19 protein-coding genes are annotated in these 15,048 nt (G+C 63.3%); 13 read left to right on the forward strand and 6 right to left on the reverse strand.

What is annotated here, in order from left to right; all coding sequences use genetic code 11:
* Positions 1–82: 82 nt before the first annotated feature.
* From AB4M76_RS08375 to rpsF, 6 genes are all read right to left on the reverse strand, one after another.
* The gene (locus AB4M76_RS08375; RefSeq protein ID WP_368441362.1) at positions 83–2,041 is read right to left on the reverse strand and encodes a bifunctional 2',3'-cyclic-nucleotide 2'-phosphodiesterase/3'-nucleotidase; all 1,959 of its coding nucleotides are present in this window, start codon (positions 2,039–2,041) and stop codon (positions 83–85) included.
* A gap of 74 nt (positions 2,042–2,115) precedes the next feature.
* Positions 2,116–2,607, reverse strand: coding sequence for a transglycosylase SLT domain-containing protein (locus tag AB4M76_RS08380; protein ID WP_368441363.1), 492 nt, complete (start codon positions 2,605–2,607; stop codon positions 2,116–2,118).
* A gap of 127 nt (positions 2,608–2,734) precedes the next feature.
* Complete coding sequence (locus tag AB4M76_RS08385; protein ID WP_368441364.1) at positions 2,735–3,025, reverse strand: hypothetical protein; 291 nt, start codon at positions 3,023–3,025, stop codon at positions 2,735–2,737.
* Between the two features lie 153 nt (positions 3,026–3,178).
* The gene (gene rplI, locus AB4M76_RS08390; protein ID WP_368441365.1) at positions 3,179–3,808 is read right to left on the reverse strand and encodes a 50S ribosomal protein L9; all 630 of its coding nucleotides are present in this window, start codon (positions 3,806–3,808) and stop codon (positions 3,179–3,181) included.
* 11 nt (positions 3,809–3,819) lie between these two features.
* Entirely contained in the window at positions 3,820–4,047 is a 228-nt protein-coding gene (gene rpsR, locus AB4M76_RS08395; RefSeq protein ID WP_368441366.1) for a 30S ribosomal protein S18, read from the reverse strand.
* A gap of 28 nt (positions 4,048–4,075) precedes the next feature.
* Positions 4,076–4,429, reverse strand: a complete 354-nt coding sequence (gene rpsF / locus AB4M76_RS08400; protein WP_174858684.1) for a 30S ribosomal protein S6 — start codon at positions 4,427–4,429, stop codon at positions 4,076–4,078.
* 215 nt (positions 4,430–4,644) lie between these two features.
* Here rpsF and fabD point away from each other — a divergent pair, with 215 nt between their 5' ends.
* The 13 genes from fabD (at position 4,645) to AB4M76_RS08465 (ending at position 15,037) form a co-directional block, all read left to right on the forward strand.
* Entirely contained in the window at positions 4,645–5,577 is a 933-nt protein-coding gene (gene fabD / locus AB4M76_RS08405; protein WP_368441368.1) for an ACP S-malonyltransferase, read from the forward strand.
* Between the two features lie 17 nt (positions 5,578–5,594).
* Positions 5,595–5,993, forward strand: a complete 399-nt coding sequence (locus AB4M76_RS08410) for a hypothetical protein (RefSeq protein WP_368441370.1) — start codon at positions 5,595–5,597, stop codon at positions 5,991–5,993.
* Positions 5,990–6,559, forward strand: coding sequence for an alpha/beta hydrolase (locus tag AB4M76_RS08415; protein WP_368441371.1), 570 nt, complete (start codon positions 5,990–5,992; stop codon positions 6,557–6,559). The genes AB4M76_RS08410 and AB4M76_RS08415 overlap by 4 nt, the downstream gene beginning before the upstream one ends.
* A gap of 22 nt (positions 6,560–6,581) precedes the next feature.
* The gene (fabG, locus tag AB4M76_RS08420; protein ID WP_368441372.1) at positions 6,582–7,319 is read left to right on the forward strand and encodes a 3-oxoacyl-ACP reductase FabG; all 738 of its coding nucleotides are present in this window, start codon (positions 6,582–6,584) and stop codon (positions 7,317–7,319) included.
* 204 nt (positions 7,320–7,523) lie between these two features.
* The gene (locus AB4M76_RS08425) at positions 7,524–7,757 is read left to right on the forward strand and encodes an acyl carrier protein (protein ID WP_067261852.1); all 234 of its coding nucleotides are present in this window, start codon (positions 7,524–7,526) and stop codon (positions 7,755–7,757) included.
* 161 nt (positions 7,758–7,918) lie between these two features.
* Positions 7,919–8,452 (forward strand): GNAT family N-acetyltransferase, encoded by a 534-nt coding sequence (locus AB4M76_RS08430; RefSeq protein WP_368441374.1) that lies wholly within the window; start codon positions 7,919–7,921, stop codon positions 8,450–8,452.
* A 121-nt stretch (positions 8,453–8,573) separates the two neighbouring features.
* Entirely contained in the window at positions 8,574–9,833 is a 1,260-nt protein-coding gene (gene fabF, locus AB4M76_RS08435; RefSeq protein WP_368441375.1) for a beta-ketoacyl-ACP synthase II, read from the forward strand.
* Complete coding sequence (gene mltG, locus AB4M76_RS08440) at positions 9,834–11,018, forward strand: endolytic transglycosylase MltG (RefSeq protein WP_368441376.1); 1,185 nt, start codon at positions 9,834–9,836, stop codon at positions 11,016–11,018. It begins immediately after the preceding gene.
* Positions 11,019–11,238: 220 nt separating this feature from the next.
* Positions 11,239–11,583, forward strand: coding sequence for a hypothetical protein (locus AB4M76_RS08445; RefSeq protein WP_368441378.1), 345 nt, complete (start codon positions 11,239–11,241; stop codon positions 11,581–11,583).
* Positions 11,584–11,635: 52 nt separating this feature from the next.
* Positions 11,636–12,862: a DNA-packaging protein gene (locus AB4M76_RS08450; RefSeq protein ID WP_368442405.1), complete on the forward strand. Its 1,227-nt coding sequence runs from the start codon at positions 11,636–11,638 to the stop codon at positions 12,860–12,862.
* A gap of 129 nt (positions 12,863–12,991) precedes the next feature.
* Positions 12,992–14,167: a phage portal protein gene (locus AB4M76_RS08455; protein ID WP_368441379.1), complete on the forward strand. Its 1,176-nt coding sequence runs from the start codon at positions 12,992–12,994 to the stop codon at positions 14,165–14,167.
* Entirely contained in the window at positions 14,157–14,384 is a 228-nt protein-coding gene (locus AB4M76_RS08460; RefSeq protein WP_368441380.1) for a hypothetical protein, read from the forward strand. The genes AB4M76_RS08455 and AB4M76_RS08460 overlap by 11 nt, the downstream gene beginning before the upstream one ends.
* Positions 14,385–14,407: 23 nt before the next feature.
* Positions 14,408–15,037, forward strand: coding sequence for an HK97 family phage prohead protease (locus tag AB4M76_RS08465; protein WP_368441381.1), 630 nt, complete (start codon positions 14,408–14,410; stop codon positions 15,035–15,037).
* Positions 15,038–15,048: the final 11 nt, after the last annotated feature.

The following is a 15,048-nucleotide window of genomic DNA, read 5'->3' on the forward strand; positions in this document are numbered from 1 at the left end:
TTGTGCGGCAGAGGTTTTTTGATACCGTCCCGGTGGCACAGCGGGCATCGCCCCCCCTAAGGGGGCAATGCCCTGAGCTTGGTCAGAGGGTGATGCGGAACTGCGCAAAACCTTCTGCCGTGTCGCCGATCTGCTCCATTTCCACCCCTTCGACCTCATCGACGTAATCGACGGCCTTGGGCCCGGTGGTGAAGAGCACGCTGGTATCGGCAAGCGGGGCGAAGCGCCAATTGGCGTCGGCGCGGGGGTTCACGGTGCCTTGTTCAACGATGTAGCGCACGATGACATCGCGGTTGGTGTCCGGCCCTTCGAAGACGATCGTATCGCCCAAAGCGCCGGGAAAGGCACCGCCGCCGGAGGCCCGGTAGTTATTCGTTGCGATGATGAATTCCGCAGTCGGATCAATCGGTTCACCGTTGTGCCTAAGATCGACAATTCGGCGCGCGTCGGGGTTCGCCAATTCACCCTTGGGGCCGAATTTGGAGGGTTGGCTCAGGTCGATCTGATAGGTCACCCCGTCGATCACGTCGAAATTATAGCTTGGAAAACCGTCGTTCAGCAGCGGCTGATCCGCCGCGCCCGGCGTGATCTGGTTGAACATGCCGGCGGAGCGTTCGAGCCAGTCTTTCACCTGCGCCCCGGTCACCCGCACCGCGCGGGCGGTGTTGGGGTAAAGGTAGAGATCCGCCACATTCTTGATCGCCACATCGCCCTTGGGCACATCCGTGTAATACTCCGGCCCGCCCCGGCCCCCGGCCTTGAAGGGGGCGGCGGCGGATAGGATCGGCAGGGCTTCGTGTGCGCTGCCCTTGAGCATCTGCTCAATATACCAGCGCTGCGCGTTGGAGACGATCTGCACCGAGGGGTCATCCGCGACCAATGCGAAATAGCTGTGCAGATTCGCATCTGTTTTGCCGACCGGGCGGCGGACATAGGCGAGGGTCTCTTCATGTTCCTTTTGGACCGAGGCCAGAACCTTGGGGTCGCTCGGCACCAGAGGCATGACCGTGCGGTCTTCTTTGCGCTGTGAAATGGCGCGGGCTTCGGAACTGTGGCTGGCAATGCGCCACCCGTTGCCGTCGCGCTCCAGCATCAGGTCGATCAGGCCAAGGTGGCTGCCCCAGAAGCCGCCCATCGTGGCGGGCTTGTCGTGGATCGTGCCGCGGGTCACATCGACGGCGGCGTAATCGGCGTAGGTGTCCGAGGGGAAGACGCGGTGGCTATGCCCGGTCATGATTGCGTCGATACCATCGACGGCGGCGAGAGGGACCGAGGCGTTCTCCATCATATCCTCGGGCTGCGCCGCCCCGATGCCGGAATGCGACAGGGCGATGATGATATCGGCCCCGGCCTCTTTCATCTGCGGCACCCAGGCGCGGGCGGTCTCAAGAATGTCGCGGGCCTGCACTTTGCCTTCCAGATGGCGGCGGTCCCAATTCATGATCTGCGGCGGGACAAAGCCGATGATGCCGATCTTGATCGGATGCTCTTCTCCTGCACCGTCCTTTAGTCTGCGGTCGAGGATCACATAGGGTTTGAGCAGGGTCGTATCCTGCGTGGGCTCTGCGCCGACCTCCTTTACCACATTGGCGCTGACCACGGGAAAGTCGGCGCCGGCGAGGGATTTCATCAGAAAATCAAGGCCATAGTTGAACTCATGATTGCCCAGAGTGGAGGCATCAAAGCCGACGCTGTTCATCGCTTTGATAACGGGATGCATGTCGCCTTCCTTCATGCCGCGCTCATAGGCGATGTAATCGCCCATCGGGTTGCCCTGCAGGAAATCGCCATTGTCGAGGGTCAGCGTATTGGTGGCCTCGGCGCGGATCTCGTTGATGATGCTGGCCGTGCGGGCGAGGCCCAGCGTGTCGACCTCCTTGTCCGCGTAGTAATCATAGGGGAAGACATGCACATGCAGGTCCGTCGTCTCCAACAGCCGGAGATGGGCTTGATTGGCCGCGGCCCGGAGCGAGAACGGGTGCAGGGCGAGCAAACCGGAAGAACCGGCGAGGAAATGGCGGCGGTTGAGGCGGAGGGTCATCGGCGGCGATCCTTTGCTGAAACTTCAACCACAGCTTGAGCATCCCCCCGCATCCTTGCAAGCGTGAAGTTTTCTCAGCCCCCGCGCAGGCCGGTTTCCACCAGCATGCCGCGCCGCTTGGCCTCGTAATAATAGCCGCGGGCATACCATTTGATCGCCGTCGCATGGTCGCCATCGGACAAGAGCCACGCGCCGCGCAGGTATTTCAGCGCATATTGCAGGTTGGTATCGGCGTTCAGCAGGTCAGAGGGCTTGCCGCGAAACCCCATGGAGCGGGCCGTGGCGGGCAGGATTTGCAGCAGGCCGTAATAGGGGCCATTGCGCGCTTTCGGGTTATGGGTGCTTTCGCGGATCGCCAGACGGTGCACCAGAGGCCGGGGCAGGTCGTAGTGATCGGCCCAGTAGTTGATCTTGCGCCGCAGTTCCGGGGTCTCATTCGGGTGCAGCGGCAGGGCGGGCGCGCTATGGGCTTCGGCGGCGGAGTTCACCGTGGGGACCGCGTTGCAGGCGGTCAGAGCCGTGGCGGCGATGAGGATCATGAACAGGCGGCGTCTGGTCTGGGGCATAGGGCTACCGGGATTTGTGAGAACGCCGGGAAGATCGCCCAGACCGGCGCGCCGGGCAAGCGCGGGGCCGGGCGATGCGCGGCGCCTTGCCGCTGGGTGGGCTGCTGTGAGCGGTGGCAGGCCGCTGTCACACGTCTGAGACGATTTCGCCTCGCATTTCGCCGGTCATCCGGGTCTGATCATCGCGTTTGACCGAACGGCGCACCTCGTCGATCTTGAGCTCGGCGGCATCGCGGGTGGCTTTGTCGGGCCATTCGGTGATGACCGCGCTGGTCCGCTCCGACGTGCGCACCACGGTGATCCGGCTGGCGCCGAACCCTTTCAGTGCTGGCAGCCGCTTTTCCTCGATCGCGCGCAGGGTGACATCATAGTCGGCCCCGTCGTTATTCTCCCAAGTGGTGATTGTGATGTAGCGCATGTGGCCTCCTCCATGCTGAATAAGGACAGCATAGCATAAATTGGCCGATTTTGCAGAGGTTTGCGCGCCGGGCCGGCGCAGGGGCGCAGAGCGCCACGAAAAACGCCGCGCGGAGGACCGCGCGGCGTTGGTTTTCCAAGTCTGACAGACGGATCAGCTGTTGCTGTCGTCCTGTGCGTCGCCCTCGGGGGTGCGCACCATGTTCGAGTCGTCGCTGTCTTCGTCAGCGGCAGAACCGATGTCGTCAAACAGTTCGGAGATTTCGAATTCAGCAGCGGCTTCCTCTTCGGCGGCCAGTTCCTGAATCGACTTGCCGGACGCCTGAAGCTCGGCCTCTTCGGGCGAACGGGCGACGTTCAGCTCGATTGTGGCGGTCACTTCGGGGTGCAGGACGACCTGCACTTCATGGACGCCCAGATATTTGATGGGCTGGCCCAGAACGACCTGCTTGCGGTCCACCGAGAAACCTTCTTCGGTGGCGGCTTCGGCGGCGTCACGGGTGGTGACGGAACCATAGAGCGCGCCCGCGTCGGAAGCGGAGCGAATCACGACGAATTGCTGACCGTTCAGCTTTTCCGACATTTGCTCGGCTTCTTTTTTGGTCTCGAGGTTTTGCGCCTCAAGCTGTGCTTTCTGGCTTTCAAAGGCTTCGACGTTGGCTTTGGAGGCCGACAGCGCCTTGCCTTGCGGCAGCAGGAAGTTACGAGCGTAGCCGGGCTTTACATCCACGACTTCGCCCATCTGGCCCAGTTTGGCCACACGTTCCAGAAGGATAACTTGCATGTGCTCTCTCCTTACTTAACGGCGTAGGGCAGCAGGACGAGGAAACGGGCGCGTTTGATGGCACGGGCCAGCTCGCGTTGTTTCTTGGCCGATACGGCGGTGATACGGGAAGGAACGATCTTGCCACGCTCAGAGATGTAGCGTTGCAGCAGACGCGTGTCCTTGTAGTCGATCGCAGGTGCGTTGTCGCCCGAGAAGGGGCAGACTTTGCGGCGACGGAAAAATGGTTTTGCAGCCATGATTTAAGTCCTTTTCTTCAAGCGTTGATCAACGGCGTTCGCGGCGGTCGGACCGCTCGTCACGCTTTTGCATCTGTACGGACGGCAGTTCTTTATGCTCGTCGACCTTGATGGTCAGAACACGCATCACGTCGTCATGCAGGCGCATCAGGCGTTCCATTTCCTGCACGGCGGTCGCAGGCGCGTCCGAACGCAGGAAGGCATAGTGGCCCTTGCGGTTCTTGTTGATCTTGTAGGCCATCGTCTTGACGCCCCAGTACTCGCTGTCGACGAGCTTGCCGTCGTTGTCCGCGAGGACGGTGCCAAAATGTTCGATGAGGCCTTCTGCTTGCGTGTTGGACAGGTCCTGACGCGCAATCATAACATGCTCATATAGCGGCATGTGCACTCCTATATTTGTATCAAGGCGCATTTCATAGGCGGGGCATTCATCCTTGCGGCCCCACCACGAGAGTCTGCGCGGTTCATATGCTGTGCAAGGAAGCGCCCGTATACACGGTTTCAGCCCTGCGGCAAGCCCCAAGCGCCTGCGGCAAGACTTGTTCGGCGCAGGCGGAGCGGATACATCAGGCAAAACGCATAAGAGAGGCCGCCACCATGAGCATTGCATTCGTTTTCCCGGGCCAAGGTGCCCAGACCATCGGCATGGGCCGCGATCTGGCCGAGACCTATCCGCAGGCCCGCGCTGTCTTTCAAGAGGTCGATGACGCTTTGGGCGAGAAACTGTCTGACCTGATCTGGGAGGGCGATATCGAGACGCTGACCCTGACGCAGAACGCCCAGCCCGCGTTGATGGCGACCTCGATGGCCGCGATGGCGGCGCTGAAGGCGGAAGGGGTCACGGTAGATAAGGCCGCCTATGTGGCGGGCCATAGTCTCGGCGAATATTCGGCGCTTTGCGCGGCGGGCAGCCTGTCGCTGGCCGATACCGCGCGGTTGCTGCGCATCCGTGGCAAGGCGATGCAGGCCGCCGTGCCGGTGGGCGAGGGGGCGATGGCCGCGATTCTGGGGCTTGGCATCGAGGAGACCGAGAAGCTGGCCGAAGCCGCAGCGGAAGGCGAGGTCTGTCAGGTTGCCAATGAGAACGACCCGAGCCAGAACGTGCTCTCGGGTCAAAAGGCCGCTGTGGAGCGGGCGGTGGCGATGGCGAAAGACGCCGGCGCCAAACGCGCCTTGCTGCTGCCGGTCTCGGCCCCGTTTCACTGCCCGCTGATGGGCCCCGCCGCTGACGAAATGGCGCAGGCTTTCGGCGATGTGACCTTTAACGATCCCGCCGTGCCGCTGGTGGCCAATGTCACCGCCGAAGCCGTCACGGATGCCGCGAAGATTCGCGATTTGCTGGTGGAACAGGTCACCGGCCGGGTGCGCTGGCGCTCTTCGGTCGAATGGATGGCCGCGCAGGGCGTGAGCGAGGCTTGGGAGATCGGCGCGGGCAAGGCGCTGTCGGGGATGATCCGCCGGATCGACAAATCCGTCGCCACCCGCAGCATCGGCACGCCAGATGAGGTCACCGCCGCGCGGGACGCCTGAGCCCAGAAAGGACCAGCATGACGCTCCAAGAAACGCTGACGCTCTTGCCGGACTGGCTGATCTGGTGGTTCAACTGGCTGGTCTTTGCCGTGGCGGTGTTGCCGCTGGCGCTGCTGGTCTGGCCGCAGAGCCGCAGGGTCGGGGTGATCACCGTTTTGGCGAGCATTCTGGCCGGCGCTGCGGTCTACGGCATGTTCCGGCAGATGGGATATGTCAAACTGCTGGGCCTGCCGCATCTGCTGATCTGGGGGCCGCTGGCGGTCTATCTGTTCCGCAAACAGGCCAAGGACGCGATGCCGATCGCGGCGCGCTGGATCATCCGCGTGGTGTTGGTGACCTTGCTGATCTCCCTGGCCTTCGATCTGGTGGATGTGCTGCGCTATATCATGGGCGAGCGGACGCCCTTGGGCGCATGATCCGGCTTTTTGCGGCCTTAGCGCTGCTGCTCGCCGTCGCGGCCTGCGGCACGTTTGAGAACGCCCGCGATGGCACCCGGATGCAGGTGCAGGGGCCTTATCTTTTGATCTCCGGCACGATCACCAGCCCCACACCCGCGACTTTCGCGCGGCATCTGGCAGAGAACCCGCGGATCGATACGGTGGTGCTGGGGCGGATTGATGGGTCTATTGATGCAGCGGCGACGCATCGCATGGGGCGGCGCATCCGGGCGATGGGGCTGGCGACGGAGCTGCGCGCGAATAGTGTCGTCGATTCCGGGGGTGTTGAGCTTTTCATCGCCGGGACCGAGCGGCGCATGGCGCCGGGCGCGGTGCTGCGGGTGCATTCATGGCGCAATGGCTACCGCGAAGGCAGCAGCTATCCGCGCGCTGCCGCAGCGCATCAGATGACCCGCCGCTATGTGACCGAGATGCTGGGCAGCGACGCCTTTTACTGGTTTACCTTGCAGGCAGCGCCTTCGGACGAGATACACGAGATGACGGCGGCTGAAATGCGCCGCTATGGGTTGCTGACGCGGCCTTGAGAGACAGGATAAAGGAAGACATATGTTTGATCTTACAGGAAAGAATGCCCTGATCACCGGCGCTTCGGGCGGCATCGGGGCCGACATCGCGCGCAAGCTGCATGCCCAGGGCGCCACCGTGGGCCTCTCCGGCACGCGGACGGAACCGCTGGAGGCGCTGAAGGCCGAGCTGGGGGAGCGCGCCCATGTGCTGCCCTGCAACCTGAGCGATATGGAAGCCGTCGATGCGCTGCCGAAACAGGCGGCAGAGGCGATGGGCTCGGTCGATATTCTGGTCAACAACGCCGGCATCACCCGCGACAACCTGTTTATGCGGATGTCGGATGAAGAGTGGAATTCGGTGCTGAACGTGAACCTCACCGCCACCTTCAAGCTCTGCAAAGGCGTGATGCGCGGGATGATGAAGGCGCGTTGGGGCCGGATCGTGAATATTTCGAGCGTCGTGGGAGCCACGGGCAACCCCGGTCAGGCGAATTACGCGGCCTCGAAAGCCGGTGTCGTGGGCATGTCAAAGTCGCTGGCCTATGAGGTCGCAAGCCGGGGGATCACGGTGAATGCGGTGGCGCCGGGCTTTATCACGACGGCGATGACCGATAAGCTGACGGATGAGCAAAAGTCTGGAATCATGGGGCAAATTCCTGCCGGGCGCATGGGTGACCCGGATGAGATCGCCGGCGCCGTGGTCTATCTTTCCAGCCCCGAGGCCGCTTATGTGACAGGGACCACCTTGCATGTGAACGGCGGTATGGCCATGTTGTGACCCTGCACCCGCAATAGCGTTTGCCAAGCCGGGCGCATGTGCTAAAGGGGGCGCAGAATCGAAACGGAGGGTGCTTGATTGCACCCTGCGCCTTGTGCGAACAAGGAAAGTAGCCGCCCCTTTTGGGGCATCCTCCAAACGCCGATTACCGGCGGGCGGAAACCAAAAGGGGCCTTGAATGGCCCGAAGACATGAGGACTTATTATGAGCGACGTCGCAGACCGCGTGAAAAAGATCGTTGTGGAACACCTGAGCGTGGAAGAGGACAAAGTGACTGAGAATGCGTCGTTCATCGACGATCTTGGCGCAGACAGCCTCGACACCGTGGAACTGGTGATGGCGTTCGAAGAAGAGTTCGGCATCGAGATTCCCGATGACGCCGCTGAGAACATTCAGACCGTTGGCGATGCGGTCAAGTTCATCAAAGAAGCCTCCTGAGGCCTCTGCCGGGCGACCGGCGAACGACAGATTTGAAGGCGGCGTTGTTCCTAGCGGAATGACGCCGTTTTCCTTTTCGGGGGTGGGGCGGGCTTGTCCATTCGCGCGCCAAGCGGCATGTCTGCGGTGCGCCGTTTTCAAGTGTGAAGGCAATTCGCCCCATGTCCCGAACCATCCCGACGATCAACACATCCCGGCTGACCCTTCGTGCCATGCGGGCCGAGGATTTCCCGCGTTTCGCCGAGATCTGGGCGTTGCCCGAGGTGGCGTCGCGGATCTTTGATGGGCCGCGCAGCAAGGCGCAGTCTTGGGATGCGTTTTTGCGCAATGCGGGGCATTGGCAGATCACCGGCTTTGGCCAATGGGCGGTGCAGCTACACCGCCAGCGCGAGGTTCTGGGGCAGACGGGATTCTTCTTTGGCTCGCGGAATTTCGACGAAGAATTCGACACTTACCCCGAAGCGCGTCTGGTTCTGGCCCCCGAAGCGCAGGACCAGCGTTTGGGCTTTGAGGCGGCGCGGGCCGCGCATGAATGGTTTGACCGGGTGATCACCGGCCGCACCGTCTGCATGATCGCGCCGGGCAATATCGCGGCGCTGAAAATCGCCGGAACGCTGGGCTATGAACTGCTGCGCGAAGCCGAGGTTTCGGGTCGCCCGGTGCGCCTGCTGACCCGGCGCGGGCCGCCGGTCTGACCGGTGAAAAGCGCATCGGCGTATTTGTGCCTTGCCCGGGACGCAGGCCACAGATGCTTGTGTCTACAGGCTTTTGCAGGGTAAGAGGTTCGCCGAGAGATTATCGGCAAGGGGCATTAAAATGCGCAGAGTTGTAGTAACGGGTTTGGGGTTGGTCACTCCGCTCGCCGACGGTGTGGAAGAAAGCTGGAAGCGGATTTTGGACGGTCAGTCCGGCGCGGGGCCGATTACCGGCTTTGATCCCAGCAGATTGGTGACCCAATATGCCTGTGAGGTGCCGCTTGGCGATGGCAGTGACGGCACCTTTGACGCCAGCAAATACATGGAGCCGAAAGAGCAGCGGAAGGTCGATACCTTTATCCTCTTCGGCATGGCCGCCGCCCAGCAAGCGGTGGAGGATTCGGGCTGGACCCCGACCGAAGCGGAAGACCAAGAGCGCACCGGCGTTCTGATTGGCTCCGGCATTGGCGGGCTGAACTCCATCGCCAATACCGCCGTGACGATGGCCGAGAAAGGGCCGCGCCGGGTCAGCCCGTTCTTTGTGCCGGGGGCTTTGATCAACCTGATCTCGGGTCAGGTGTCGATCCGCTACGGCTTCAAAGGGCCGAACCATTCGGTGGTGACCGCCTGTTCAACGGGTGCCCATGCCATTGGCGACGCGGCACGTCTGATCAAATACGGTGATGCGGATGTGATGATTGCAGGCGGTGCCGAGGCGGCGATCTGCGAGATCGGCATGGCCGGGTTCAACGCCTGCAAGGCGCTGTCGACCAAACGCGGCGACGATCCGCAAAAGGCCAGCCGCCCCTATGATGTGGACCGTGACGGTTTCGTCATGGGCGAGGGCGCGGGCATCGTGGTGCTGGAGGAATATGAACACGCCAAGGCGCGTGGGGCGAAGATCTATGCCGAAGTGCTGGGTTATGGCCTCTCGGGCGACGCGCATCACATCACCGCACCTTCTGAGGATGGCGAGGGCGGCGAACGCTCGATGCGGGCGGCGCTGAAGAACGCAGGTCTTGAGCCTCAGGACGTGGATTACATCAATGCCCATGGCACCTCGACCATGGCCGATACGATTGAGCTTGGCGCGGTGGAACGTCTGATGGGGGAGGCCGCGGGCAAGGTGACGATGTCCTCGACCAAATCCGCCACCGGCCATTTGCTCGGGGCTGCGGGCGCGATCGAGGCGATTTTCTGCATGTTGGCGATCCGCGATCAGGTGGCACCGCCGACGATCAACCTTGATAACCCGGCGGTGGAAACCCCGATTGATCTGGCCCCGAACCAAAAGGTCGAGCGCGAGATCAATGTTGCCCTCAGCAACTCCTTCGGTTTCGGCGGCACCAACGCATCGGTTCTGTTCGGGAAAGTCCGCTAAATGTGGCGTCATATCGCGTCCAACGCTGTCACCTTTCTCGTGGTCGGCCTGTTTCTGCTTGGCGGCGTCGTGCTTTGGGGCAAGTCGGAGTATGTCTCCGAAGGGCCATTGGAGCAGGCGATCTGCGTGCAGGTGCAGCGTGGCTCGAACATGCGGCAGGTCAGTGAGGATCTGGAGGCGCAGGGCGCGGTGACCTCGCCCGCGATCTTTCGGATGGGCGCGGATTATGAGGACAAGTCAGCGCTTTTGAAGGCCGGGAGCTTTCTGGTGCCGGCGGGGACCTCGATGCAGGGCATTGTCGATGTGGTGACACAAGGCGGGGCGAGCACCTGCGGGACCGAAGTTGTCTACCGCGTCGGTGTGAACCGGGTGAGCGTGCAGGTGCGCGAGCTTGATCCCGCGACGAACCGTTTTGTGGAACAGGCCGAGTTCACCCCCGGTGTGGAAGAGGCGCCGGAAGCCTATGAAGACCTGTCGACCAAGGCCGACACGCGGTTCCGTGTGGCATTGGCGGAAGGGGTCACCAGCTGGCAGGTGGTCGAGGCGCTCAAACAGGTGGATCAACTGACCGGTACGGTGCATGACCTTCCCGCCGAAGGCAGCCTTGCGCCGGACAGCTATGAGGTGCGCCCCGGGGATGACCGGGCCACGTTGATCGCACGGATGCAGGCCGCGCAGGAGGTGCTTTTGGCCGCAGCTTTCGAGGCGCGGGATGAAGATCTGCCGATTGAGACGCCGGAGGAGCTGTTGATCCTGGCGTCGATCATCGAAAAGGAAACCGGCGTTGCGGCGGAGCGTGAGCAGGTGGCGAGCGTTTTCGTGAACCGCTTGAACCAAGGCATGCGGCTTCAGACCGACCCGACGGTGATCTACGGCGTGACCGAGGGCAAAGGCGTGTTGGGCCGGGGGCTGCGGCGCTCGGAACTGCGGGCCGAGACACCTTGGAACACCTATGTGATCGACGGTCTGCCGCCCACGCCGATTGCCAATCCGGGCCGGGCGAGCCTGATGGCCGCAGCCCAGCCGGCGGAGACGGATTTCGTGTTCTTCGTGGCCGATGGGACCGGGGGGCACGCCTTTGCCGAGACGCTGGAGGAGCATAACCGCAACGTGGCGCGCTGGCGCGAGATCGAGGCGGAGCGCGGGGCAGAAGCTGCGGGCAATGCCTCGACAGGCGGAAACTGAGACGACTGGAAAACCCCGCTGGAAACAGCGGGGTTTTTTGTTTGCGGGTCCGTGCGGATGTGTAAGCTCCTGTTAACACTGTTTTTCTTGACTTTGCGCACGGTCTGACGTAGAACTTGTGGCACGCTAGAAGATGTGGGCGAACGGCCCCGGGGGTATCCCCGGTGGTCGTTTTTTTGTGTCTCGTCGGTTGGAGATCCCAATCGAGAGGTAAAGAAAAATGACAATAATTACCCCGGACCAGAGTGTCGAAGACAGCGCGGAAATCCTGCGCGGTTTGCAAGAGGCGCTCGGCGCGTTGCGTCGTGAAATCGAAGGCCTGACGGAACAGGCCCAATCCGGGGGGGAGATCAAGGAAACTGCGGTGTCTGGCAAGACCTCCAAAGTGGCGGGTCTGCTGGCGCATTGCCTGAAAGCGGAGAACACGCTGAATGACTGTCGAAACCGACAAGCTGGAATCGCACGCGGGGGCTATGCCCTCGACATGGACAAGGCGCGGGCTGACATCGGGTGCAAGCTGGATCGCCTGCGCCGATGCTCAGACCCAGGCGCAGTTTCTGAATGACCTGGATGAGGGAGAGCTTCTGGCTCTCCCTTTTTTGTTCGAGTTCTGGGCGTTGGACCACCAGCTGCCGCCCGGGGGCGATTGGCGGACATGGGTGATCATGGGCGGGCGCGGTGCGGGCAAGACGCGGGCCGGAGCGGAATGGGTGCGCAGTAAGGTCGAGGGGAGCCGTCCTTTGGATTCTGGGGTTTGCAGTCGCGTGGCGCTGGTGGGCGAGACCATCGAGCAGGTGCGCGAGGTGATGATCTTTGGCGACAGCGGGATTTTGGCCTGTAGCCCGCCGGATCGGCGGCCCGATTGGGAGGCGACGCGCAAGCGCTTGGTCTGGCCCAATGGGGCGATTGCCACAGTGCATACGGCGCATGACCCCGAAGGGCTGCGCGGGCCGCAGTTCGATGCGGCTTGGGTGGATGAATTGGCGAAATGGAAGCGCGGGCAGGAGGCGTGGGACCAGTTGCAGTTTGCACTGCGCTTGGGCGAGCGGCCTCAGGTCTGTGTCACGACCACGCCGCGCAATGTCGATGTGTTGAAGGCGCTGCTGAAATCGCCCTCGACGGTGACGACCCATGCGCCGACGGAGGCCAATGCGGCGAACCTGGCGGGGTCTTTCCTTGAAGAAGTGCGGGCGCGCTATCGCGGGACGCGATTGGGGCGGCAGGAGTTGGACGGGGTTTTATTGGCGGATGCCGAAGGGGCGCTTTGGACCTCGGCTTTGTTGGAGGCGGGGCGGCTGCGCGAGGCGCCGGCGTTGGACCGGATCGTGGTGGGCTTGGACCCGGCGACGACTGATGGGGCGGGGTCGGATGAATGTGGGATCGTGGTAGTGGGGGCGCAGACCAAGGGGCCGCCGCAGGATTGGCGGGCGGTGGTCTTGGCCGATTGCACGGTGCAGGGGGCCACGCCCATGGGTTGGGCGCAGGCGGCGATTGCGGCGATGACGCGCTATGGGGCGGACCGTTTGGTGGCCGAGGTGAACCAAGGGGGGCAGCTGGTTTCCGAGGTGCTGCGGCAGGTTGATCCCTTGGTCTCGCTCAGGACGGTGCATGCGGCGCGGGGCAAGGCGGCGCGGGCGGAGCCTGTGGCGGCGCTTTATGAACAGGGGCGGGTGAGCCATCTGCCGGGGCTCGATGCGCTGGAGGATCAGTTGTGTCTGATGACGGCGCGGGGCTATGAGGGCAAGGGCAGCCCGGACCGTGTCGATGCGCTGGTCTGGGCCTTGCATGAGCTGATGATCGCGCCGGCCGCATTGTGGCGCAGCCCGGGGGTGCGCAGTCTTTGAGGCGCTGTTGCGCAGGGGGGCGTGCGGTGGGTTTCGCGGGCTTTAAGATTTTATTGAGAAAGTCTGACAACGCCGGGCAGCAGGGGGCAAGCCGCCGCTGCCAAGGCCGAGCAGAATGAGGAGCGACAGATGGTATTCGATTTTCTACGGCGCGGCGCGGCTGAGACGGTTGAGCAGAAGGCTTCGGCGACCGGACCGGTGGTGGCCTATCAGACCTCGGGCCGCGTTGCTTGGAGCCCGCGCGATAGTGTGAGCCTGACGCGTTCGGGTTTTTGTGGCAACCCGGTGGGGTTTCGCTCGGTCAAGCTGATTGCCGAGGCGGCGGCGGCGCTGCCGCTGGTCGTTCAGGATGCGGCGCGGCGCTATGAGGAACACCCGCTGATGGCGCTGATGCGCCGCCCGAATGCGGGGCAGGGCCGGGCCGAGTTGTTTGAGGCGCTTTATGGGCAGATGTTGCTGAGTGGTGATGGTTATGTCGAGGCCGTGGGCGGCGAAGGGGGGCTGCCGGTTGAGCTGCATGTGCTGCGCTCGGACCGGATGAGCGTGGTGCCGGGGGCGGATGGCTGGCCGGTGGCCTATGAATATGCGGTGGGCGGGCGCAGGCACCGCTTTGACGCCAGCGGGCCGGTGACGCCGGTCTGCCATATCCGCAACTTTCACCCGCAGGACGATCACTATGGCTTTAGCCCCATGCAGGCGGCGGCCATGGCGATGGATGTGCATAACGCGGCGAGCCGCTGGTCGAAGGCGCTTTTGGACAATGCGGCGCGGCCTTCGGGGGCGATTGTCTATCGCGGGGCCGAGGGGCAGGGCAAGCTGAGCGAGGATCAGTATGACCGGCTGGTGAGTGAGATGGAGAGCCATCACCAGGGCGCGCGCAACGCCGGGCGGCCGATGTTGCTGGAAGGCGGGCTCGACTGGAAGCCGATGGGCTTTTCGCCTTCGGATATGGAGTTTCAGAAGACCAAGGAGAGCGCCGCGCGGGAGATTGCGCTGGCATTTGGGGTGCCGCCGATGCTGATCGGGGTGCAGGGGGATGCGACCTATGCGAACTATCAGGAGGCGCATCGGGCCTTCTATCGCCTGACGGTGCTGCCGCTGGCGACCCGGGTGACGGCGGCGCTGGCCGAGTGGCTGAGCGGCTATCTGGGGGCGGCGGTGACCTTGAAGCCGGACCTCGACCAAGTGCCGGCGCTGGCGGCGGAGCGGGATGCGCAATGGGCGCGGGTCTCGGCGGCGGCATTTCTGAGTGACGCGGAAAAGCGCAGCCTGCTGGGGCTGCCGGCGGTGGTGGATGATGCATGAACCTCGGGACGTTGAGCGGTTTGACTGCGCGCCGGGGCTGCGGTTGCAGGCCCATGAGACCATCAGCGCGGTGCACCGCGAGAACATGCTTCTGCGGCTCGACCGGATCGAGCAGATGATGGAGCGGCTGGAGCGGCGCCTGTGGTTGACGGTTTACGGCGTGGTGGCGGTGATCTTGGCGCAGGCGGTGCAATCCTTTCTGGTGGTGGCGCCGTAGCGGGCTGAACAAGAGGAAATACAATGGGTTATCAGGTTATTGCCCCCGGTGTCTGGCCGGGGAACGGGGAGGCTTTGTCTGCCGGGCTGGCGGGGCTGGAGCATAAGTTCGCCAGGTTCGGCAGCGTGACCGAGGTCGCGGGCGGGGTTGAGATCAGCGGCTATGCGAGCCTCTTTGGCGCGGCGGATCAGGGCGGCGATGTGGTGCAGGCGGGGGCCTATGCGGCCTGTCTGAAACGCGCAGAGGCCGAGGGGCGCCGCGTCAAGATGCTCTGGCAGCATGACCCGGCGCAGCCCATCGGTGTTTGGGACGAGCTGCGCGAGGACGCGCGCGGGCTGTGGGTCAAGGGGCGCATTCTGGACAGTGTGGCACGGGGCCGTGAGGCGGCGGCGCTGATCGAGGCGGGCGCGATTGACGGGCTCAGCATCGGCTACCGCACGGTGAAGACGGGCCGGAACAACAAGGGCGAGCGGCTTTTGTCGGAACTGGAGCTTTGGGAGGTCTCGCTGGTGACATTTCCGATGCTGCCCACCGCGCGGGTCGCGGCCAAAGGCGAGTTTCGGGCCGTCGGTGAGGTGCTCCGCGAGATGGCGGCGGCCTTTGAGGAGGCGCGGGCCGAGATGACGCGCGGCGCGGGCCGGGCCGATCGGTGATCTGCACAACA

Origin of the sequence: Sulfitobacter sp. PS-8MA (assembly GCF_040933935.1) — a bacterium.
Taxonomy (GTDB): Bacteria; Pseudomonadota; Alphaproteobacteria; order Rhodobacterales; family Rhodobacteraceae; genus Sulfitobacter.

Bases quoted from the DNA above. Each gene is read 5' to 3' on its own strand.
- rplI (WP_368441365.1), bottom strand. From the start codon at position 3,808: ATGCAAGTTATCCTTCTGGAACGTGTGGCCAAACTGGGCCAGATGGGC.
- rpsR (WP_368441366.1), bottom strand. From the start codon at position 4,047: ATGGCTGCAAAACCATTTTTCCGTCGCCGCAAAGTCTGCCCCTTCTCG.
- fabD (WP_368441368.1), top strand. From the start codon at position 4,645: ATGAGCATTGCATTCGTTTTCCCGGGCCAAGGTGCCCAGACCATCGGC.
- AB4M76_RS08425 (WP_067261852.1), top strand. From the start codon at position 7,524: ATGAGCGACGTCGCAGACCGCGTGAAAAAGATCGTTGTGGAACACCTG.
- fabG (WP_368441372.1), top strand. From the start codon at position 6,582: ATGTTTGATCTTACAGGAAAGAATGCCCTGATCACCGGCGCTTCGGGC.
- AB4M76_RS08380 (WP_368441363.1), bottom strand. From the start codon at position 2,607: ATGCCCCAGACCAGACGCCGCCTGTTCATGATCCTCATCGCCGCCACG.
- AB4M76_RS08415 (WP_368441371.1), top strand. From the start codon at position 5,990: ATGATCCGGCTTTTTGCGGCCTTAGCGCTGCTGCTCGCCGTCGCGGCC.
- AB4M76_RS08430 (WP_368441374.1), top strand. From the start codon at position 7,919: ATGTCCCGAACCATCCCGACGATCAACACATCCCGGCTGACCCTTCGT.
- AB4M76_RS08460 (WP_368441380.1), top strand. From the start codon at position 14,157: ATGATGCATGAACCTCGGGACGTTGAGCGGTTTGACTGCGCGCCGGGG.
- AB4M76_RS08385 (WP_368441364.1), bottom strand. From the start codon at position 3,025: ATGCGCTACATCACAATCACCACTTGGGAGAATAACGACGGGGCCGAC.
- AB4M76_RS08455 (WP_368441379.1), top strand. From the start codon at position 12,992: ATGGTATTCGATTTTCTACGGCGCGGCGCGGCTGAGACGGTTGAGCAG.
- AB4M76_RS08375 (WP_368441362.1), bottom strand. From the start codon at position 2,041: ATGACCCTCCGCCTCAACCGCCGCCATTTCCTCGCCGGTTCTTCCGGT.
- AB4M76_RS08445 (WP_368441378.1), top strand. From the start codon at position 11,239: ATGACAATAATTACCCCGGACCAGAGTGTCGAAGACAGCGCGGAAATC.
- AB4M76_RS08410 (WP_368441370.1), top strand. From the start codon at position 5,595: ATGACGCTCCAAGAAACGCTGACGCTCTTGCCGGACTGGCTGATCTGG.
- mltG (WP_368441376.1), top strand. From the start codon at position 9,834: ATGTGGCGTCATATCGCGTCCAACGCTGTCACCTTTCTCGTGGTCGGC.
- fabF (WP_368441375.1), top strand. From the start codon at position 8,574: ATGCGCAGAGTTGTAGTAACGGGTTTGGGGTTGGTCACTCCGCTCGCC.
- rpsF (WP_174858684.1), bottom strand. From the start codon at position 4,429: ATGCCGCTATATGAGCATGTTATGATTGCGCGTCAGGACCTGTCCAAC.
- AB4M76_RS08465 (WP_368441381.1), top strand. From the start codon at position 14,408: ATGGGTTATCAGGTTATTGCCCCCGGTGTCTGGCCGGGGAACGGGGAG.